This is a genomic window from Bacillus sp. USDA818B3_A, assembly GCF_009928415.1.
Taxonomy (GTDB): Bacteria; Bacillota; Bacilli; order Bacillales; family Cytobacillaceae; genus Neobacillus.
Genome location: NZ_JAABNN010000002.1, coordinates 585,905 through 605,460 on the forward strand (window position 1 = coordinate 585,905; position 19,556 = coordinate 605,460).

Below are 19,556 nucleotides of genomic sequence, written 5' to 3' on the forward strand. Positions count from 1 at the left end.
TGCCCTTCTTATATAGAATATTTTGTTTTATTCTATCCCTTTAATCCGGATGTCGCAATTCCCTCTACGATATATTTTTGAAAAATAAAGAAAATGATTGTTATAGGAAGCAATGCAAGAACAGACATCGCAAAAACAGCACCCCAAGAAGAATCCCCCTGAGAATCTAAAAATAGTCGTAAGCCTAGCGGAACAGTAAAGTTTTTAATTGTGTTTAGATATAAAATTTGGCTAAAGAAATCATCCCATGTCCAGATAAATGTAAAAATAGCAGTTGTAATTAAAACGGGCATTGACAGTGGAAGGAGTATCCTCCAATAAATTTGAAATATGCCGCAACCATCAATGGTGGCACTTTCATCTAATTCTTTTGGAATTCCACGGAAAAATTGGATCATTAAGAAAACGAAAAAGGCATCCGTTGCTAAAAGTTTAGGTACTGTAAGCGGCAATATTGTATCAATCCATCCTAAACTATGGAATATAGCATACCGTGGTACCAATGTTACATGGGCAGGCAGCATAATGGTTAGAAGCATACAAGCAAACCAAAGCTTTTTAAGTGGGAACTTTAATCTAGCAAACGCATAAGCAGCCATTGAGCAGGTAACCAAATTGGCTATAACAGATATAGCACTTATCAAAAAGGAATTCTTAAAGAATAGACCAAAACTTGCATCCTTTGTTATATTCCAGCCTTTCTTAAAGTTTTCCAATGTAAATTCTTTCGGCCAAATCCCTGGGTCTGAAAAGATAAGATTTTCAGGTTTTAGTGAACTTGCAAGCATCCACAATACCGGATACATCATTACTATTCCTATTATTATAATGAGCAAATGAAGTATAACCTTATGCAGTTTGAACTGTTTAAGCAACATTTATAATTTCCCCCCATCTTCATAGTGTACCCAGTATCTTGATGTCCAGAAAATCACAGCTGTCATCATACCTAACACGATGAGCATGACCCAAGCCATTGAAGAGGCATAGCCCATTTCAAAATAAGAGAACCCTTTTTGATATAAATAAAGAGTGTAAAATAAAGTAGAATTGATAGGCCCTCCCGTTCCCTCACTTATTATGTAGGAAGAGGTAAAGGATTGAATCATTTTGATGATCTCCATCACTAAATTAAAGAAAATCACAGGTGTTAGCAAAGGAATCGTAATATGGAATAATTGTCTAAATTTACTCGCACCATCGACAGCTGCAGCTTCATATAAACTTTGAGGAATTTGTTTTAGGCCTGCTAAAAAAATGACCATTGAAGATCCAAATTGCCATGCTGATAGAAGGATTAGCGTATATAAAGCATAATCTGGATTGGATACCCACCCTTGGCCTTTAATATGAAAGATTGCTAAAAATTTATTGATTAGCCCATCAATCCCAAAAAGGTTTTTCCACAATAAGGCAATTGCTACACTGCCGCCAAGTAAAGAAGGAATATAATAGACCGTTCGATAGATTCCAACTCCCCGTAAGCCCTTATTTAACAACAAGGCAACAAGTAAAGCCGAGATCATTTGTACAGGAACTGCAATAAAAACAAAGGTAATAGTGACTTTTACAGAATCCCAATAATTATTATCTGCAAACATTTCCTTATAGTTTTGTAACCCTACCCATTTAGGGACATTCAGCAAATCATAATGCGTAAAGGATAGATATAGGGAACTAATCATTGGGCCTAATACGAGTCCCAAAAAACCAATTAGCCATGGCAGTAGAAAAATATAAGCAATTAAGTGGTTTTTATTGAATTTTATATTCAGCCGTTTTTTGGTTTCGGTCAATACAATTGATTCATTCTTGCCAGTATTGCTGATGGTATCCATCTTAAGTCCTCCCATGATTATAATAGAGGAGACCGGCTTTTATTATCTAACCGATCCCCCTAGGCTGTTTACTAGTTAAATTTTTTAAGGATTTGCTGCACTTCTTTGTAGTAGTCTGCTGATGCCTTATTCACTGTATCTTTTTTAAACGAAATTTTTTCACTAGTTTCTTTGAAAAGCTTTTCATTTTCATTAAAGCCGGGTAAATTTGCTTCATAAGGAGCGTCGGAGGTTGAACCTACCCATTGGATATATTCAAAGATTTCTTTATCAATCTCATTAGCACTTTGGATTAATTTCTCTCTTATTTCGGAATTAACTGGTGCTCCACGGTCGTTTCCTAAAATTGCTGCTGCCTCTTGATCATTCACCATAAAGTTCAAGAATTTAGCCACTTCTTCTGGATATTTAGTTTTAGCATTTCCAGCTAAAAATTGGCTTGGTCTTAAAGCAACACCATTCTTTCCGTTTTCATACGGAGTAATGAATAACTTGAATTCATCCTTAGATGCATTGCTGTAAGCACCTAATTGGTTACTTGCTACCATTTGAATAGCAACCTTTCCTTGAACAATCAGTGATTGCTCAGGTGTTTCAGAACTTGCTGCTTGTACCTCAGGAGATGCTGCTCCTCCACTCTTTCTCATATCCTGCCAGATTTGGAACCAATCTTTTACGTCCTTTTCTTCAAATCCAAGTTTACTTCCATCCTCAGCCACTAGTCTCTTATCTCTTGAAGCTAAGAATGCCCCAAAGCCATTTTGTTCGAAATCGGCCACACCATATACACCTTTAAGTTTCTTGCTGATTTTAGTGCTAATATCATCTAAATCATTCCATGTCCACTCTTTACTTGGCAGTGGAACATTTGCTTTCTCAAATAATGTTTTATTTAATAGAACACTAAATGCATTAGAACCTAAAGTAACACCATAAAACTTTCCATTCATAGTTGCTGCATCTATCATACTTTTATCATGTTTACTGATATCAATTTCTTTACCTACATATTTATCAAGAGGAAGGACTACACCCTTTGCAACATAGTCATTCAAATTACCACCATATTGAATAATATCTGGTGCATTGCCTGCAGCGAACTGCGTGCTTAGTTTATCAAAATATCCATCAACACCTGAATATTCAGCTGTGATTTTTACATTTGGATGTTTCTTTTCATATAATTCGATAACTTTAAGGGTTCTGTCATGTCGATCTTGTCCGCCCCACCAAGCCATTCGCAACTCAATATTTGCTTGTTTTTCAGATTTGTCCTTATTATTACTATTAGTCTCGCTATCCCCACTTGATGATTGTGAACCGCAGCCAGTAATAATCAAAAGCATTGATATTACCGTTAAAAATAAGAGTTTCATTTTCTGCAAGATTATCTCCCCCTTCTAAGATACTCTCATTGTACAATGTAAGCACTTTCAGATTAATAAGAAAAAGTAAGGTAAATCATAACAAAAGTTAGATTTTTTTTAAGATTCCCACTTACTGATAAACAGTTTATATATATAGTAAAAAAGCTTGCAAGGATTGTTACCGATCCTTGCAAGCTCTTTTTAAATATATTAATGACTCAAATCAATTCTATCTTGTAAACGCTGCAGGTACCCCGCCGTCTACTGTTAACATACAACCAGTTGTACGATCAGATTTTGAAGAAGCAAAGAATGCAATAGATTCTGCAATATCGCTAGGATAGATATTTACAAGTAATGTGGTACGTTTACGATAGTGCTCTTCTAATTGATCAGGGTCGATGCCGTAAGCTGCGGCACGCTCCTCACGCCATCTTGAACCCCAAATCGCAGAACCTTGAAGAACGGCATCTGGAAGAACTGAGTTTACACGAATTCCAAACTCGCCGCCTTCTGCTGCAATACATCTTGCCAAGTGAGTTTCCAAAGCTTTAACAGAGCTATAAGCAGCTGCATTTTTACCAGCATACACAGAGTTCTTAGAACCAATGAATACCATGTTACCGCCAATGCCTTGGTCTTTCATTTGCTTGAATGCTTCACGGGCAACTAGGAAATAGCCTGTTCCTAATACATTCATGTTTAAGTTCCACTCTTTAAGAGTTGTTTCAGCGAATGGGCTAGATGTTGCTAAACCTGCATTATTAACAATAATGTCAACTCCGCCAAATGTTAAAGCTGTTTGATCAAAGGCCGCTTGGACCATTTCTTCACTTGTTACATCCATCTTAACAGCGAGCGCACGATCTCCTCCGAATTGTTCGTTAATTTCAGCTGCTACCTTTTCCGCACCTTCAAGGTTTAAGTCAGCAAGAACAACGGCAGCTCCTTCAGATACAAGACGTCGTGCTGTTGCACTTCCAATACCGCCAGCTCCTCCAGTAATAAAGGCTACTTTTCTAGAGAATTCCGCTTCAGCTGGAGCAAGAGATAATTTATATAATTCTAATGGCCAGTATTCTACATTGTAAGATTCGTTTGCACTTAGAGAAACAAAGTTTCCTAATGTTGTAGCGCCCTTCATAACAGCGATAGCACGGTGGTATAATGCGCCGCTGATTCTTGAATTTTTAACGTCCTTACCAGTGTTCACCATTCCTATACCAGGGATTAAGATCACACGTGGTGCTGGTTCAAACATTTTGTCGCCTTCATTTTTGTTTTCTTCAAAATATTCTTGGTAGGATTGCTTAAAGCTAGCAACTCCTTCTTTAATACTAGCAACTAATGCTTCCACATCATTTGATTGTGGATTCCAGTTTACATAAAGTGGAATCATTTTTGTATGAACTAGATGGTCTGGACATGCAGCACCGATTTGTGAAAGTTCTGGAGCATTCTGGCTGTTCACAAATTGTAGAACATCTTCACCACGGTCGTAAGTTAAGAGCATTTTCTTCTCGTCACTAACGGCACCGCGAATGACTGGCATTACTTTTGCTAGAATGCTAGTTGCTTCTTCTTCAGAAAGAGATTGATATTTTTGGCCGCCGAATACAGATGCTTCAACAATTCTTTCATTAATGTATGCTTCCGCTTCATTAATAATTTCAATTGTTTTTGCATAAGCCTCTTCAGAAGTTTCTCCCCATGTTACAAGACCGTGTTTTTCCATTAATACTAGTTCTGCATTTGGGTTATTTAATACTCCTTGTGCGATCATTTTTGAAAGAGTGAATCCTGGGCGGATATATGGTACCCAAACAAAACGATTTCCAAAAATCTCTTCAGCTAATTGTTTACCATTGTCTGCACAGCAGAGGCTGATGATTGCATCTGGATGTGTATGGTCTACATGTTTGAAAGGTAAGAAAGCATGTAATAATGTTTCAATTGATGCTCTTGGGTGCTTGCTGTCGATCATACAATGTGAAAGATAAGCAACCATTTCCTCATCTGGCATTTCGTCGCGTTCGAATAATGGACGAATGTCTTCTAAGTTAAGACCAGTAAAGTTATTTGCTTTCATCGTTGCTAAATCGGAACCGCTTCCTTTTACCCACATTACTTCCACATCACGGCCGCGGAAATCCTTTTCAATTGTCTTCATGGAAGTGTTACCGCCGCCATAGTTACATACGGCACGATCTGACCCGATTAAATTTGAACGATAAACTAATTCTTCTACCCCTTTTGTTACTTGTGAAGCTGTTTCTTTATTCCAAAGATTCTGTACCATCCGAAATCCTCCGTTTGTTTTGTTTTTATGTTTGTTATCTTCTGTTTTTATTATAATATATGTTTGTTTATTTTTGAATAAAAAGTTCAAAAATATTTCACTTTTTTTGTTTTATTGGTTTTATCCCAAATATATTGGCTGCCCGCTGATGGCAGATTGATTTGCAGCAAGTGTTACACGATGCGTTTTTAGAGCATCTTGATAGGTTGATAATATTTTAGATGAATCTCCAGTTTGGACAGCATTAAGGAAAATCTTATTTTCTGCAAGGTAAGGATTTGTTTCTTCTTTGTATTCTTCTACTCGATTACCTCTTATTACTCGTAATAAATCATTACTCAGTTCAATAATCCCTTCATCTGAATAGATATCTAGACCAACCTTACTTGAGTTTTTTAGAATACAGGTATTGGATATCGTGGCAATCATGCCATTTTTAAGTTTCATCGTCACACTGCCTACATCTGGCACTGTCGTTCCTTCGACCTTTTCACTCATAATTTGGTTACTATAGGCTGCATATACTTCATTAATGTCACCAAATAGGAAACGCAGCAGGTCCACAATATGTGTGGTCTGTTCGACAAATTGCCCTCCTGATTTATGTACATCTCTCCACCAGGGGACCATTGGCATCGAGCCCATCCAAAATCCCAAGGCCATCCCGGCTCGACATTCATTCAGTAACGTTAAAACTCTATTAGTCGTATCCTTATACCGCCAGTGGTACCCTACTGAAGTAATAAGACCCTTTTCTTCTATTCTTCTAACAAGGTCATTTGGTCCCTCATTCATTCCAAGCGGCTTTTCCACAAAAAATGGGATGTTTCTATCAATTAAGGCCGCTTCAATCGCTCCATGTGCATGGGGTGGAACACAAATATAGACTGCATCTAATTTCTGTTTATCTAACATCTCGTCTATATTTGAATAGCCAGTGGCATTTGACCAATTCCTTGCCTCTTTTTCCGCTTTTTCCAAACTAGTCCCGCAAAACGCTGTAATGTCTACTCCATCTATTTCTTTTAAAATACTTGCATGTGTTCTTGTAAACCATCCAGTTCCAACAAAACCTATCTTCATAAAAAATTCCTCCTTTAGTAAACAAACGCTTTCATTTTTTTGAAAAATAACGATTAGTCCTATATTAAAAGCTGTTCTAAAAAATCAATAGGATTATTAGAACAGCCTACCTATACATTTTAAAGATCGTTAATGACGATATAAGTCGCTTTAACAGGGCCGTGTACACCGACAACCAAATTTAACTCAATATCGGCTGAATTACTTGGTCCCGTAATAAAATTAATGCAGGATGCGACGTGTCCTGTTTTTTGGTGGATTTCTCTCATTTTTTGTGCTGCTTGTGTCATTCGCGGAACAATCGAGCTTTTCGGAATAAGGGCAATATAGGTTGCCGGTAAAAAGCTTACTGTCCGACCTTTGTTTTCATCACTAAATAACACAACCGTTCCCGATTCAGCCAGTGTAACTTCACTGATGGTGATACCAACATTAGCCTGCTCTGCTTTTGCGATGTTTTCTTCACCTTTTGTATGATCCCATTCGTACACATCGATACTATGGTTTGGCCATTCCTGTTTCATTAGAGAATCAAGTCCCCATTTAGAAAAGCGCTCATCCTTCCAAGTTACAATTGGACCGCCGCCGAAATTTGTGACGACTTCATTTAGGGTTGATGACAGTCCGCTTAAATCCGTCGTAAAAATAGTTGTATGAATTTTTTTACAATGTTCTTTTAATACTTCTAATAATTCATCTTGATTAGCACCTTTTAATACCTCATCCTGAGGGCGAAATTTCCAGTTTGGCCTTTCCACAGGTTTAGAGATACGCGGGCGCCCAAGTCTAGTGGAAATTTGATTAAGAAAGGCTTCACGATTTTGTATAGTTCCTGCCATGATCACTTGCCCCCTTGTTCTCGGTTTTTAAACCAATCTCTGAATCTTTCTTTATTTGGTGCCGGGAACTCACGGATATCTGTCCATGCTTTCAGAGGTCCCGGTCCCTTGGAAATTTTATCTCCCACTGTGAATGGATTCATTGCCGTTGGCGCAATTTTGGAACCAATTTTATAGAGTGTCGGTGAAGCTGCTCCTAGTCCAAATGCTTTCATGGCTAATTTTTCTGAGATTGGTGCTTTGCCTTCTTTTTCGACGATTACTTCCCGATGCTTGTGAAGAAGGTTGTGCAGCGGTATTTTAACCGGGCAAACTTCAGTACAGGCCCCGCAAAGTGTTGAGGCATACGGTAGTTCTTTGTAATCATCATAGCCGCCTAATAATGGAGACAAGACTGCCCCAATTGGTCCTGCATAAATGGATCCATAGGAATGGCCCCCAACATGACGATAAACGGGACAAACATTGACACATGCTGCACAGCGGATACATTGCAGAACGGATTGAAACTCTCCGCCAAGAATGTTGGATCTGCCGTTATCGACAATGACAAGGTGGAAATCCTCTGGGCCGTCTACGTCCAGTTCCTCTTTAGGACCGGTTAGTACAGTGATATAACTGGTTAACTTCTGTCCAACCGCACTTCTTGTTAATAAGGAAACGAGCACTTCCATCTCTTCAAACGTCGGAACAATCCGCTCCATTCCCATTACCGTAATTTGTGTCTTCGGTAACGCCGTAACTAAATCAGCATTCCCTTCATTCGTAACCAAACTGAATGAGCCTGTCTCAGCAACCGCAAAGTTACATCCAGTAATCCCGATATCTGACGTTAAATATTCCTGACGGAGTGTCTCCCTTGCATGCCAAGCTAGTTCTTCGGGTTTGGAGGTTTTGGTGTACCCAATCTTATCAGTGAACACATCCCGAATTTGCTCTTTATTTTTATGTAAAGCTGGTACGACAATATGGGATGGAGGATCATGATCATCTAATTGAAGGATATATTCCCCGAGATCCGTTTCAATCACTTCACAGCCTTCTTGTTCCAGCATGGCATTTAAACTGATTTCCTCGGTCACCATTGATTTGGATTTCACAATTTTTTTGGCATCTTTTTGCTGAACAATGCCTCGAATATATTCATTGGCTTCTTCTTTCGTTTGGGCAAAAAAGACATGCCCGCCCCGTTTTGCTACATTTTCACTTAATTGTTCTAAATAATAATCTAAGTGTTCTAAGACATGCTGGCGGATTTCTTCCCCATGCGACCGCCAGTCTTCCCAATTTCCAAGCTCGTCAGCGGCAACACGCCTTTTCACACCCATTCCGTCCTGGGCACCAGCCACTGCCCCGCGCATAAAGGAATCGTGAATTCCCTTATCCACGCGTTCCTTGAATTGCTGTTCGCTGATTTTCATTGCCATTTATTTTTCCCCCATTCCAAGCAATCTCGTTTTGGTCACCAATATTTTTGATTAGCGGCTGTTTAAAACTTCGGCAATATGAAGAACCTTAATTGGTTTTCCTTTGCGGTCGATTCGTCCACCGATATTCATTAGGCAGCCTGCATCCGCACCGATCAGATAATCAGCTTCTGTTTCTTCGACGTGGCAAACCTTTTCATCGACCATTTGCTCAGAAATTTGCGTCATTTTAACAGAGAAGGTTCCCCCGAATCCGCAGCATTGTTCTTTTCCTGGTAATTCCGTAAACTCTAATCCTTCGACATTGTTCAATAGAATCATTGGTGCCCTTTTAACACCTAATAATCTCGTCATATGGCAAGAGGTATGATAGGTAGCTTTCCCTTCAAATTTGGCACCCACATCTTCAACTTTTAATACATCGAGGATGAATTGGGTGAGTTCATAGGTTTTCTCAGCTAGTTTTTTGGCTTTTGGCTCCCAAATTGGGTCTCCTTTAAAAACGTGAGGATATTCGTGGAACATAAAAGCACATGATCCCGATGGTGATACTACATATTCAGCATCCTGAAACGTATCTATCATCCGCTTCATGGCTTCTTTTGATTCTTTTGTGTAACCGCTATTATATGCCGGCTGGCCGCAGCATACTTGTGACTCTGGAAACTCAATCTCACAACCAAGTCTTTCTAGTAATTCAACGGTTGCTTTACCGACATTACTTTGGAACATATCTACAAGGCAGGTTGCAAATAAGCTGACCTTCATGAATCTTCATCCCCTTTAAATGACGCTAAAAATCTTAAATAACTGAATTAGATTTTTATTTATTTTTGTTTTTATTATATTACATGTTTGTTTACTTTTGAATAGTAATCTTTTAATAAAAAATTAAATCGACAGATGCCCAAGAGCACTATCGATTCTTCCATCATTTTTAATTTTTTACTTTATCGGCACTTGTCGTAGATTTATCGGCACTTTTTGGGTACTTATCGGCACTCTCCATAAAACCTTTTACTTCTAAAAAAAACAACCATTTAAACAGAAGTTAAAAATTCTGTTTCCTCAACCACTTTTCACATAATCTCGTCCACTCGCTAGCCTCAGGATGTTCCTCCGCCAAACCTAATCCGTGCCTGCCGCTTTCAAAGATATGTAAATCAAAAGGTACCTTATTTCGGCCTAACCCAGCTGCAAACAGTAAACTATTCTCGACCGACACAGAAGCATCATCGGCAGTATGCCATAAAAATGCTGGTGGTGTGTCCTCTGTAATTTGTTTTTCATTCGATAAAAGTTCAACTAACCCAGCATCAGGATTTTCGCCCATTAAATTGGTTCGGCTGCCTTCGTGTGTATATTCTCCCATCGAGATTACAGGATAACAAAGAACTATTAGATCCGGACGGCTGCTATATCGCTCAACAGGGTCTTCGGCCTCCGGGTTTCCCCTATCATATTGAGTTCCTGCACTGGATGCAAGATGCCCTCCAGCAGAAAATCCGAGGATTCCTACACGGTTCGGATCTAGATTCCAGTCTCTAGCAAGTGACCGGACCATCCGAATGGCCCTTTTTGCATCATTCAATGGAATAGGATGCTTAAAAGGCGCGACTCTATAATTGAGTACCACCGCTGAGATTCCGATCGAATTTAACCATTTTGCAACCGGATATGCTTCATGTTCTGCCCTCCTGGCATATGCCCCGCCCGCAGCCACTATAATAACCGGAAAGGGCCCAGTTCCTTCAAGTAAGAAAGGCTGGATGCTTGGCGCATTTTCGTTTGGTCCACTTTCTTCAAGATTTATATCATTCCAAAGCGGCAAAATTACCGTCATTCTTTCATCCTCCAATTTTAATAGTATGTATGCAAAACTAAAATGAGAGAGAACACTGTCTCTCCCACTTTTAACGTTATTCCAAGGTTAATTCAGCCTTCGAAGTAAAGCTTTCCCCGTCCTGCAGGAACCCATTAATATTGACCTGAATAGTTCCAGTATAACCTTTTAAAGCTTCTGAAACTTGCTTTCTATCGAATTTAACCATTAATTTATTCGTTTTCTCGCCATTTACTGAGGGATGTGATTCCGCAAAAATAGTTTTTCCGTTAACAACCATTTTGACAGTTGCAGAATTAATCTCTGAAACTTTATGCTCTTTATCCAATTCAATAGTAACAGTCAATGGAACATTACCGCTAGTCTGTTTTCTATCAATTACATTCGGATTTACATCGACTGTGGCAGGAATCACTTTATTTAAATAAAAACTTGGGACAGGCGGCGTTGGCATATCATAGCCTAAGAAGAAGCTAGTATGCGGCGGCTGATTGTACCCAACATTTTGCCAAGCAATACCTGAACGGTACACAGGATCGTGCATCAATGTGCGAATACGCTGTTCTGTCATATCTGTAGTTGTATAGATTCGTAATGCACTGCTATCTTCCGTCCTCCAAATAACTTCTTCTCTCCAGTCACCAAATAGGTCGGCTTGTAAGCTCGGGTTACCTTTCGTACCGTTATTAGAGAAAGTTCCATCTGCAGTTAAGATATTTACTATTTTTTTATTCTCGTAGTCCCATTTACCAATTGTTCCTACCCCGACTTGATCAGCATCATTAAAATTACCATGATCTAGTATCTCGCGCTGCAGGTCACCATCCCACCAAATGGCAAAGTTGGCACCAGGGATGTCAGACGAAATTCTTTCTCCTTGAGCCGTAAACATATCTCCAGTTGGGTCATTCCATGCTCCCCCAACAGCCCATGACTCTTCACCTGGGTACCTAGGATCGATATCTGCTGATAATCCTCGTCCTGTATCTTTTCCGGTATATTTCCCCCAAATGGCCTCACCTGTTTCGACGTCTCTAAATTCAATCCCAAACTTTGAGTTTTTATCCTCATGAACAGCGAACATCTCTAAACCAGGGCGGGTTGGATCTAAATCACCGACATGCTGGGCATCTCCGTGGCCTAAGCCGGTTGAATAGAGACCTGTTCCATTATCATCGATTACCGCTGCACCATAGACGACTTCGTCTTTACCATCCTGATCTACGTCAGCAACACTTAGGTTGTGATACCCTTGTCCGGCGTACCCTCCATTGCCTTCTTTATTACTATCAAAAGTCCATACCTTTGTTAACTTGCCATCACGCCAATTGTAGGCAGCTACTACAGCTCTTGTATAATAGCCGCGTGCCATTAGAAGAGTCGGTCTTTCCCCATCTAAATAGGCAATTCCAGCCAGGAAGCGGTCTACACGGTTACCGTAGCTGTCTCCCCAATCGGCGACATTGCCTCTTGGCGGATCATAATCCGTTGTTGTTAGCGCTTTCCCTGATAAGCCATCAAAGATAGTTAAAAATTCTGGTCCGCTTAAAATATAACCGCTGGAATTACGGTAATCTGCTTTGGCATCACCGATCACTGTTCCTTGACCATCAACAGTTCCATCAGCTGTTTTCATCGCAACTTCCGCTTTCCCGTCTCCATCTAAATCATAAACCATCATTTGTGTATAATGGGCCCCAGAACGAATATTTTTGCCTAAATCAATCCGCCACAGCCTTGTCCCATCAAACTTATAAGCATCCACATAGGTATTTCCGGTATAACCTGATTGGGAATTATCCTTGGCATTAGATGGGTACCATTTTAAAATAATCTCGTATTGACCATCTCCATCCACATCCCCTACACTTGCATCATTGGCACTATATGTATAGGTTTTTCCGTCAGGAGTCGTGCCACCCTCTGGTTTTTGAATTGGGAGATCGTAATAATTTTGGCCCCAAACAACAGCTGAAGCTTCTGCCAGCGGTTCCTCATTTCCATTAAATACAGCACGAACATCATATTTGGAATCCTTTGTCCCATTTTTGTCTAAAAAGTTAGTGCTTGATGTAATCGGCTCTTTATTTACCTTTTGTCCGTCACGGTAAACATTAAAGGCCACTCCCTCGGGATCTGTCCCTAACATACGCCAGCCCACATAAACACCGTTTTCTACTTTTACAGCAACTAAGCCCCGGTCCAGTTTTTCCATTTGACGCTGAACTACCTTTGTTATAGGTGTTTCAATCGTGTTTGAAGGTTCGGAAATACCACCTAGGTTAACAGCTGAGACTCTGTAGTAATAATGTCTAGTTGGTGAAACGGACTGATCATTGAACTCCCCATTTTTGGAAATCCCCACTCTTTCGAATGGCCCTTGTGGAGACTTTGCCCGGTAGACATAATACATCAAAGCATCATCCGAAGTATTCCAATGGAAAGTGAGCGATTTGTCTGTTGAATTGATGAGTGTTGTACCTGTAGGAGTTTTCGGCACTTCCTTCGTTTTATCTACAAGAGCTGCATTAATTGAAGTACTTTCTGCTGATTCAATCCCCTTTTCATTTACTTGAGTAACGGTATATGCGTATTTCAAACCAAGTTGAACTGTTTCGTCTTTATATTCCGGAGTGCTTGTACTCCCTACTTTAATTGATGCTGTTTCTCCCTCGGCTTTTCGATAAACATTGTAACTTTGTGCCTCATTTACCTCAGCCCATTTTAATGAAACAGACGTATCAGGATAAAGACTTTTTTCTGTGAGTGCTAATCTGGTTGGAGCCGCCATTGGGATAATTTCAATCGCGTTGACCCTTCCATTCTCTCCAATATCAACGTTCAACTGACCATCTTGAACCGTCACTATTTTTGACTTTTCTGCAAAGTTGCCTGCACTTGAAGATATCGTACCTAGTGATTGTCCCTCAACGGTAAAACTAGTTTTATTAGTAGCTGTTTGATCCCCCGTTAAAACACTCACATAATAATCACCATTGGCAACGTCCACCGAGAATTTATAATTTGTCCCATTAATAAAGTCTCTTCTAAGGTCATCAGGTGCCCCTCTATCCCTGAAATCTACAGCATTGCTTAATCCATATCCTCTATCGCTGCTATAAATCGTATTATTAGTTACTTGTGTATATCCTTTTGCTACAGGACTAGTGCTGGAACCAAAGTCAAATTTTAGACTAGTCAACTCAGCAGCTTGGATTTGTTTTGTCGGGACTACTCCTGCCCCAGCAAACATCGATAAGACCACAGCAGAACTAACGACAACCGGCAACTTTTTTGAAAACTTTTTAATCATTATTTTCCTCCAATTAAAGAATAGTGAAAAATTTCTTTATGAAAGATTCATAGATGTAGTTTAGTCTGTCTTCCTTATTCGTGAATACTTATATAAAAAATCGGGCAGCCCTTAAGGAGACCCGATTCTATATACCTTGTTCCTGTAAGTAAACCTCATGCTTACGCTGAATCTTGTTAAACGAGTTACATGCAGGTTTCATGAATAGCATTGCTAATAAATTTCCGCTAAATAAGATACAGATAGGCGGCACATAGGACAGAACAAAACAGATTCCAAAACTTCCTATCAGCATATATAGAGTGGATAGTGGATTCATAATCATAACAAAAAATGAATTCTTGATTACATCTGTTATTTTCATCTCATAATGGACAAATATAGGAATGAGATAAAAAAGTGTACATACAAAAATAAAAGTGATGATGAAAAATGGTATATAGAGAAATGCGGCCATATCTTTTTCTGCATTTTGGATGAATAACAGATCTGCATATAACACCAATCCTGCAGCCACAATAATCACACCGAGGAGATTACTTTTTACAAATTCCTTTTTATAAGAAGCCCAGAAGGTTTGCACAATCGAAACCCCCTCTTCGCCGAGCATCCATTTTCGGACAACCGCAAACATTGCCACAGTAGATGGAAAAAAGCCGCAAACACCCAAACCAAGAATAGTACAAGCAATCCATAAAAGATTTAATAATGCGAGTTTCGAAATCCAATCCATTAGTTTATAAATACCACCCAAAATACTCGAAGTTTCCATATGCATTCTCCTTCAGATATTATAAAGTTGATCAAGCCCTGCCACTCCCGTATAAGGGAATGGCACGAATCATCAACCTTTTAATCCGCTTGTGCTGATTCCTTCTACTACATATCTTTGGAAAACAAAGAAGATGACAAAGACTGGAACCAAGGTCACTACGGACATGGCAAACATGGCACCCCAGTTAGAAACGGTTTCATTACTTAGGAACATATTTAATGCCATTGATACGGTATATTTTGCCGGGCTGTTTAAGTATAAAACAGGTCCTAGCAAGGAATCCCAAGTCCAATAGAATGAGAAAATCGCTGCCGTTGCCAACGCTGGTTTAATTAATGGCAAAATGATTTTATAGAAAATTTTAAAGGTATTACACCCATCGATTGTTGCAGCCTCATCCAATTCTCTCGGAATTGTCCGGATAAACTGAACTAATAAGAAAATAAAGAATGGATGTCCAAAGTATGCTGGCACTGCAATCGGCTTAATCGAGTTAAGCCACCCAAGTTTTGAAAAGATGATATATTGTGGAACCATTACAACCTCATAGGGCAGCATCAAGGTTACCATCATAAGTCCAAACCAGAGTGCTTTCCCTTTAAATTCTAATCTCGCAAAACCAAAGGCAATTAACGACGATGAAATAACTTGACCAATTAATGTCACGATAACCAGAATCGCAGTATTCTTGATAAATACTCCAAAGGTATTTCCGCCAATTCCCTTCCAGCCTTCGGCAAAGTTATCCAAAATGAATGGATCAGGTATCAGTGATTTGGCTGTTACGAAAATAGAATTACTTTCCTTAAAGGAGCTCATCAGAAGCCAAATAACTGGATAAAGCATGAGAACTGCAAACCCACCGACAAGTATATGGTAAGTCCACCATTTTGCTGATTTTATCCGCATACGTTATTTTCCTCCTTCTGATTCGTAGTGAACCCAGAATTTTGATGTCGCAAAAATAATAGCTGTTAAAATTCCTACAATAATAAGCATGATCCAAGCCATCGCAGCTGCGTAGCCCATATTGAAGAACTCGAAACCTTGTAAGAATAAATAGAGTGAGTATAGAAGTGTCCCATCTAAAGGACCACCAGTACCTTTGGAAATAATGAAGGCTGGAACAAATGTCATAAACGCAGCAATGGTCTGCATAACTGTATTGAATAAAATGACCGGACTTAGCATTGGCAGGGTGATTTTAGTGAATTTTTGCCAGCCATATGCACCGTCTACACTTGCCGCTTCATAATAGCTTTTCGGAATTCCCTTTAAACCTGCCAAGAAAATTAGCATTGAGGAACCAAACTGCCATATCGATAAAAAGATTAACATCCACAAAGCGGCCGTTGGATCACCGAACCAGCGTACAGTAGGGATTCCTAGGAATTGAAGCAAAATATTTATAATTCCTTGGTCTCCAAAGATGTTACGCCACATGATCGCAACCGCAACACTGCCGCCAATCAAAGAAGGAAGATAAAATAAGGACCGATATAAACCAACTGCTCTGGATGCCGTATTTAGCATCATCGCAATTAAAAGGGCAAACGCTAATCTTAGCGGTACACCCGCAAACACATAAATGAGAGTTACTTTTAATGATTGCCAATACCGTGGATCTGCGGTAAACATTTTTTTGTAGTTTTCTAGACCAATCCATCGAGGGGCAGAAAACAGATTATAGTTAGTGAAAGATAAATATAATGAGACAAGTATTGGGATTAATGTGAAGGCAAGGAATCCAACCACAAAGGGGCTGATGAATAGATAGCCTTGGATATTTTCCTTGAGGGCCTTTTTACGTGCACTTGCAGGAGCAATATAAACATTTTCTTGTGTGTTTTTCTTAACAATGTTAGTTGTTGCCATTTAGCCATCTCCTTTTCTCTGGATCATCACCCTAATATGAAAGGGTGATAGCTGATCCGAGAAAGGACCAGCTACCCGAATTACAATTACTTCTTATTTTGCGATAAAATGCTTTCAGCCTGTTGTCTGAATTGTTTTGCTGCATCTTTTACTTTAATATTTCCATAGCTCATTTGTTCACTTAGGCTGTCAAATAACTCAATCACTTCTCCTGCTCCAACTGGATCTGGACCGTCAAATGCGGAACTATTCTTTTCAGCCCATTCAACATATTCAAATACTTGCTGCTGTGCTGGAGAAAGTAAAGGCTTTAAGGCTTCTTTAACAGTTGCAGATCCCGGTACCCCACGATCGCCAAGTGCTAACTTGTTAGCTTCAATATCGTTAGTTAGGAAGTTAACAAACTTTGCTGCTTCTTCTTTATGCTTGGAGTTATTTGCAACTGACCAGAACATACTTGGTTTTAAGTACAAGCCTTTATTGCTGTCAGGTCCAGGCATATTATTAATTTCTAGCGGTCTGTTAGCCACTTGCTGTAAGCCTACGAATTGGTTCGACCATTGCCAAATACCAATTGCTTTTTGGGTTACTACTGGATCATCTTCAATACCTTTAATTTGGGCCATGAAGTCAGGTGTTGGAACTTCTTTTGCTTTTACTAGACCTGAGGTCATAGTGAAGAAATCTTCAAACAGCTTGTCATCTGAATATCCTAGTTTTGTACCATCTTTACTATAAAGTGATTTTCCTTGTGTTCTTAAATAATAGTTAAAGAATACATCTGCTTTCATACCTGTATCCATAAATAATCCAGCCGCTTTTGCTTTTTTAGCGATTTCTTTATAGTCATCCCAAGTCCAATTTTGATCAAGGGAGTCTACACCAACTTTTTTAAGTAATGCTGGATCATAGTGGAAACCTACTACGTTTACCCCTGCATTCAGTCCATATAACTTGTCGCCAAGTTTCCCGCCATCAATAATATTCTGATTTGTGTCTTTGGTGTCGATTTGCTTATCTAAGTATGGAGTTAAATCAGTGATTTGATTGTTTTGTGCATATTGAGAGAAATAAGAAAGGTCCATTTGAATAATGTCTGGTAATTGACTGGCAGCTGCTTGAGGGGCTAGCTTTTTCCAGTAATCATCCCAGCTTGCATATTCTGCTTCAATTTTTACATTAGGGTTTTGCTTCTCATACATTTCAATAATTTTTAACGTGTAGTCATGTCTTGGCTGTGATCCCCACCAGGCAATCCTTAGTGTTACTTTTTCATCTTTACCAGAAGCTTTTTCTTTTCCATCGGACTCACTTTTGCTAGTAGTACTGCTTCCGCTACAGGCAGCTAATGAGAATACTAGAATCAGTGAAAAGAGCATAACCATGAACTTTTTCATTAATTGATTCCCCCTATTTGTTTTTTGTAAGTGTTTACATTTGTAATTATACCTCCACTATTAGAATTGTCTGAATATAAATAACCGACCTTATTGTTTAAAAAACAGACATTATTAATTTAGGAAGATAAAAAAGACTCCATCTGGTTTTAAATAAAAACCAAATGGAGTCTATTACCTTTAAAAGTGCTATTTAGTGTTCTTTAAGATTTCATTTGCCTCTTTTCTAAATCTCTGTGCACCCTCGAGAGGGGTGATTTTTTTAAAAAGAATTTGTTCCGAGATCTCTTGTAATAAATTAACTACTTCAATGCCGCCTAACGGATCGGCTTTTTCTACCTTGGCATTACTATTTTCAACATTGATTACATAGTCAAAGGACTTTTTATGTTCTGTAGATAGTCCCTTCTTTACGTTTTCAGCCACTTTTGATGATACGGGTACTCCTCTTTCCCCTATTATTAACTTATTAGCCTCCGTATTATTAACGAAAAAGTTAATAAATCTTGCGGCAGCCTCCTTATGTTTGGAGCTTTTTGTTATGGAAAAAAGCATACTTGGTCTCACAGACAAACTTTCCTGTTGATTTGGCCCTGGCGGAGCGATAATTTCAAGAGAGTGGTCCGCCGCTTTTGAAAAACTATAATATTGATTAGAGTAACCCCAGGTCATTGGAGATTGTTGGTTTACTAGTAACTCATCTTCAATCCCTTTAATCTGTTCTGTGACATCTACCCTTGGAAAAGCCCCTTCATTAAGTAATCGTAATTGCATGTCAAAATAATCGACAAATAACTTGTCATCCTCATATCCTAATGACGTTCCCTCTACATTATATAAATTCTTGCCATTGGTTCGGAGATAATATGGAAAGAACACCTCTGGAGGTTTCATTCCATTTGTTCCGTATATATTTTTTTGTTTATGCACGTTTTCGGCAATCTTTTCAAAATCATTCCATGTCCAGTTAAGTTTAGGAACTTGATTTGTAGCGGAAGCAATTAAATTAGAATCCATTATGACAGCAGGAGCATTTAATCCTAGAGGGAAACCATATAATTGCTCCCCTACTTTACCTCCGGAAAGAATTTTGTCATCAATATAGGTAGTATGAATAATATTATTTCTGATATAAGGTGTTAAATCTTCAAGTAACTTATTTTTACTATATGCCTTTAAGTAGAGGAGATCCATTTGCATTATGTCTGGTAACTGATTTGCAGCTGCCATTGGAGCTAACCGCTTCCAATAATCATCCCAATTTGAAAATTCAAACTCAATATGGATGTCCGGGTTTTTTTCTTCAAACAACTTTATAACCTTAACCGTATAATCATGTCTAGGCTGTTCCCCCCACCAGGCAATCCGTAAGGTCACTTTTTCTTCCCTATTCTGAGAAGAATCCGCACTGCTGCTTTCTGAACAACCGGTGAAGGCCAACATTACTATCAGGGGTAAAATAGAGATCAATAGTTTTTTCATCGTTTATTCCCCTTTTGT

15 protein-coding genes are annotated in these 19,556 nt (G+C 39.0%); all 15 read right to left on the minus strand.

The window, feature by feature from the left end; genetic code table 11:
* Positions 1 to 32 precede the first annotated feature (32 nt).
* Positions 33 to 878 (minus strand): carbohydrate ABC transporter permease, encoded by an 846-nt coding sequence (locus tag GXK58_RS05795; RefSeq protein WP_160720701.1) that lies wholly within the window; start codon positions 876 to 878, stop codon positions 33 to 35.
* On the minus strand, positions 879 to 1,838 hold the full coding sequence (locus GXK58_RS05800) for a carbohydrate ABC transporter permease (protein WP_160720703.1): 960 nt from the start codon (positions 1,836 to 1,838) through the stop codon (positions 879 to 881).
* Between the two features lie 71 nt (positions 1,839 to 1,909).
* Complete coding sequence (locus GXK58_RS05805; protein ID WP_237389579.1) at positions 1,910 to 3,214, minus strand: ABC transporter substrate-binding protein; 1,305 nt, start codon at positions 3,212 to 3,214, stop codon at positions 1,910 to 1,912.
* Between the two features lie 220 nt (positions 3,215 to 3,434).
* Positions 3,435 to 5,504, minus strand: coding sequence for a bifunctional aldolase/short-chain dehydrogenase (locus tag GXK58_RS05810; RefSeq protein WP_160720707.1), 2,070 nt, complete (start codon positions 5,502 to 5,504; stop codon positions 3,435 to 3,437).
* 120 nt (positions 5,505 to 5,624) lie between these two features.
* Positions 5,625 to 6,587, minus strand: a complete 963-nt coding sequence (locus GXK58_RS05815; RefSeq protein WP_160720709.1) for a Gfo/Idh/MocA family protein — start codon at positions 6,585 to 6,587, stop codon at positions 5,625 to 5,627.
* Between the two features lie 119 nt (positions 6,588 to 6,706).
* Positions 6,707 to 7,426, minus strand: a complete 720-nt coding sequence (locus GXK58_RS05820; RefSeq protein ID WP_202171296.1) for a LutC/YkgG family protein — start codon at positions 7,424 to 7,426, stop codon at positions 6,707 to 6,709.
* Between the two features lie 2 nt (positions 7,427 to 7,428).
* Positions 7,429 to 8,853: a LutB/LldF family L-lactate oxidation iron-sulfur protein gene (locus GXK58_RS05825; RefSeq protein WP_160720711.1), complete on the minus strand. Its 1,425-nt coding sequence runs from the start codon at positions 8,851 to 8,853 to the stop codon at positions 7,429 to 7,431.
* A 51-nt stretch (positions 8,854 to 8,904) separates the two neighbouring features.
* Positions 8,905 to 9,621 carry a (Fe-S)-binding protein gene (locus GXK58_RS05830; protein ID WP_160720713.1) on the minus strand — a complete coding sequence of 239 codons (717 nt, stop codon included), beginning with the start codon at positions 9,619 to 9,621 and terminating at the stop codon, positions 8,905 to 8,907.
* Positions 9,622 to 9,904: 283 nt separating this feature from the next.
* Positions 9,905 to 10,696: an alpha/beta hydrolase gene (locus GXK58_RS05835; protein ID WP_160720715.1), complete on the minus strand. Its 792-nt coding sequence runs from the start codon at positions 10,694 to 10,696 to the stop codon at positions 9,905 to 9,907.
* Positions 10,697 to 10,772: 76 nt separating this feature from the next.
* On the minus strand, positions 10,773 to 14,009 hold the full coding sequence (locus tag GXK58_RS05840; RefSeq protein WP_272928122.1) for a rhamnogalacturonan lyase family protein: 3,237 nt from the start codon (positions 14,007 to 14,009) through the stop codon (positions 10,773 to 10,775).
* 127 nt (positions 14,010 to 14,136) lie between these two features.
* Positions 14,137 to 14,781 carry a YesL family protein gene (locus GXK58_RS05845; RefSeq protein WP_160720717.1) on the minus strand — a complete coding sequence of 215 codons (645 nt, stop codon included), beginning with the start codon at positions 14,779 to 14,781 and terminating at the stop codon, positions 14,137 to 14,139.
* A 72-nt stretch (positions 14,782 to 14,853) separates the two neighbouring features.
* Entirely contained in the window at positions 14,854 to 15,693 is an 840-nt protein-coding gene (locus GXK58_RS05850; RefSeq protein WP_160720719.1) for a carbohydrate ABC transporter permease, read from the minus strand.
* Positions 15,694 to 15,696: 3 nt separating this feature from the next.
* Entirely contained in the window at positions 15,697 to 16,659 is a 963-nt protein-coding gene (locus GXK58_RS05855) for a carbohydrate ABC transporter permease (protein ID WP_160720721.1), read from the minus strand.
* A gap of 86 nt (positions 16,660 to 16,745) precedes the next feature.
* Positions 16,746 to 18,056, minus strand: coding sequence for an ABC transporter substrate-binding protein (locus tag GXK58_RS05860; protein WP_160720723.1), 1,311 nt, complete (start codon positions 18,054 to 18,056; stop codon positions 16,746 to 16,748).
* Between the two features lie 189 nt (positions 18,057 to 18,245).
* A complete protein-coding gene (locus GXK58_RS05865) occupies positions 18,246 to 19,538 on the minus strand; it encodes an ABC transporter substrate-binding protein (RefSeq protein ID WP_160720725.1) in 1,293 nt (430 codons plus the stop codon).
* Positions 19,539 to 19,556 lie beyond the last annotated feature (18 nt).

Excerpts from the sequence above, each read along its gene's own strand:
- GXK58_RS05845 (WP_160720717.1), bottom strand. The coding sequence starts at position 14,781 with ATGGAAACTTCGAGTATTTTGGGTGGTATTTATAAACTAATGGATTGG.
- GXK58_RS05840 (WP_272928122.1), bottom strand. The coding sequence starts at position 14,009 with ATGATTAAAAAGTTTTCAAAAAAGTTGCCGGTTGTCGTTAGTTCTGCT.
- GXK58_RS05835 (WP_160720715.1), bottom strand. The coding sequence starts at position 10,696 with ATGACGGTAATTTTGCCGCTTTGGAATGATATAAATCTTGAAGAAAGT.
- GXK58_RS05815 (WP_160720709.1), bottom strand. The coding sequence starts at position 6,587 with ATGAAGATAGGTTTTGTTGGAACTGGATGGTTTACAAGAACACATGCA.
- GXK58_RS05860 (WP_160720723.1), bottom strand. The coding sequence starts at position 18,056 with ATGAAAAAGTTCATGGTTATGCTCTTTTCACTGATTCTAGTATTCTCA.
- GXK58_RS05855 (WP_160720721.1), bottom strand. The coding sequence starts at position 16,659 with ATGGCAACAACTAACATTGTTAAGAAAAACACACAAGAAAATGTTTAT.
- GXK58_RS05795 (WP_160720701.1), bottom strand. The coding sequence starts at position 878 with ATGTTGCTTAAACAGTTCAAACTGCATAAGGTTATACTTCATTTGCTC.
- GXK58_RS05800 (WP_160720703.1), bottom strand. The coding sequence starts at position 1,838 with ATGGATACCATCAGCAATACTGGCAAGAATGAATCAATTGTATTGACC.
- GXK58_RS05865 (WP_160720725.1), bottom strand. The coding sequence starts at position 19,538 with ATGAAAAAACTATTGATCTCTATTTTACCCCTGATAGTAATGTTGGCC.
- GXK58_RS05825 (WP_160720711.1), bottom strand. The coding sequence starts at position 8,853 with ATGGCAATGAAAATCAGCGAACAGCAATTCAAGGAACGCGTGGATAAG.
- GXK58_RS05805 (WP_237389579.1), bottom strand. The coding sequence starts at position 3,214 with ATGAAACTCTTATTTTTAACGGTAATATCAATGCTTTTGATTATTACT.
- GXK58_RS05850 (WP_160720719.1), bottom strand. The coding sequence starts at position 15,693 with ATGCGGATAAAATCAGCAAAATGGTGGACTTACCATATACTTGTCGGT.
- GXK58_RS05820 (WP_202171296.1), bottom strand. The coding sequence starts at position 7,426 with ATGGCAGGAACTATACAAAATCGTGAAGCCTTTCTTAATCAAATTTCC.
- GXK58_RS05810 (WP_160720707.1), bottom strand. The coding sequence starts at position 5,504 with ATGGTACAGAATCTTTGGAATAAAGAAACAGCTTCACAAGTAACAAAA.
- GXK58_RS05830 (WP_160720713.1), bottom strand. The coding sequence starts at position 9,621 with ATGAAGGTCAGCTTATTTGCAACCTGCCTTGTAGATATGTTCCAAAGT.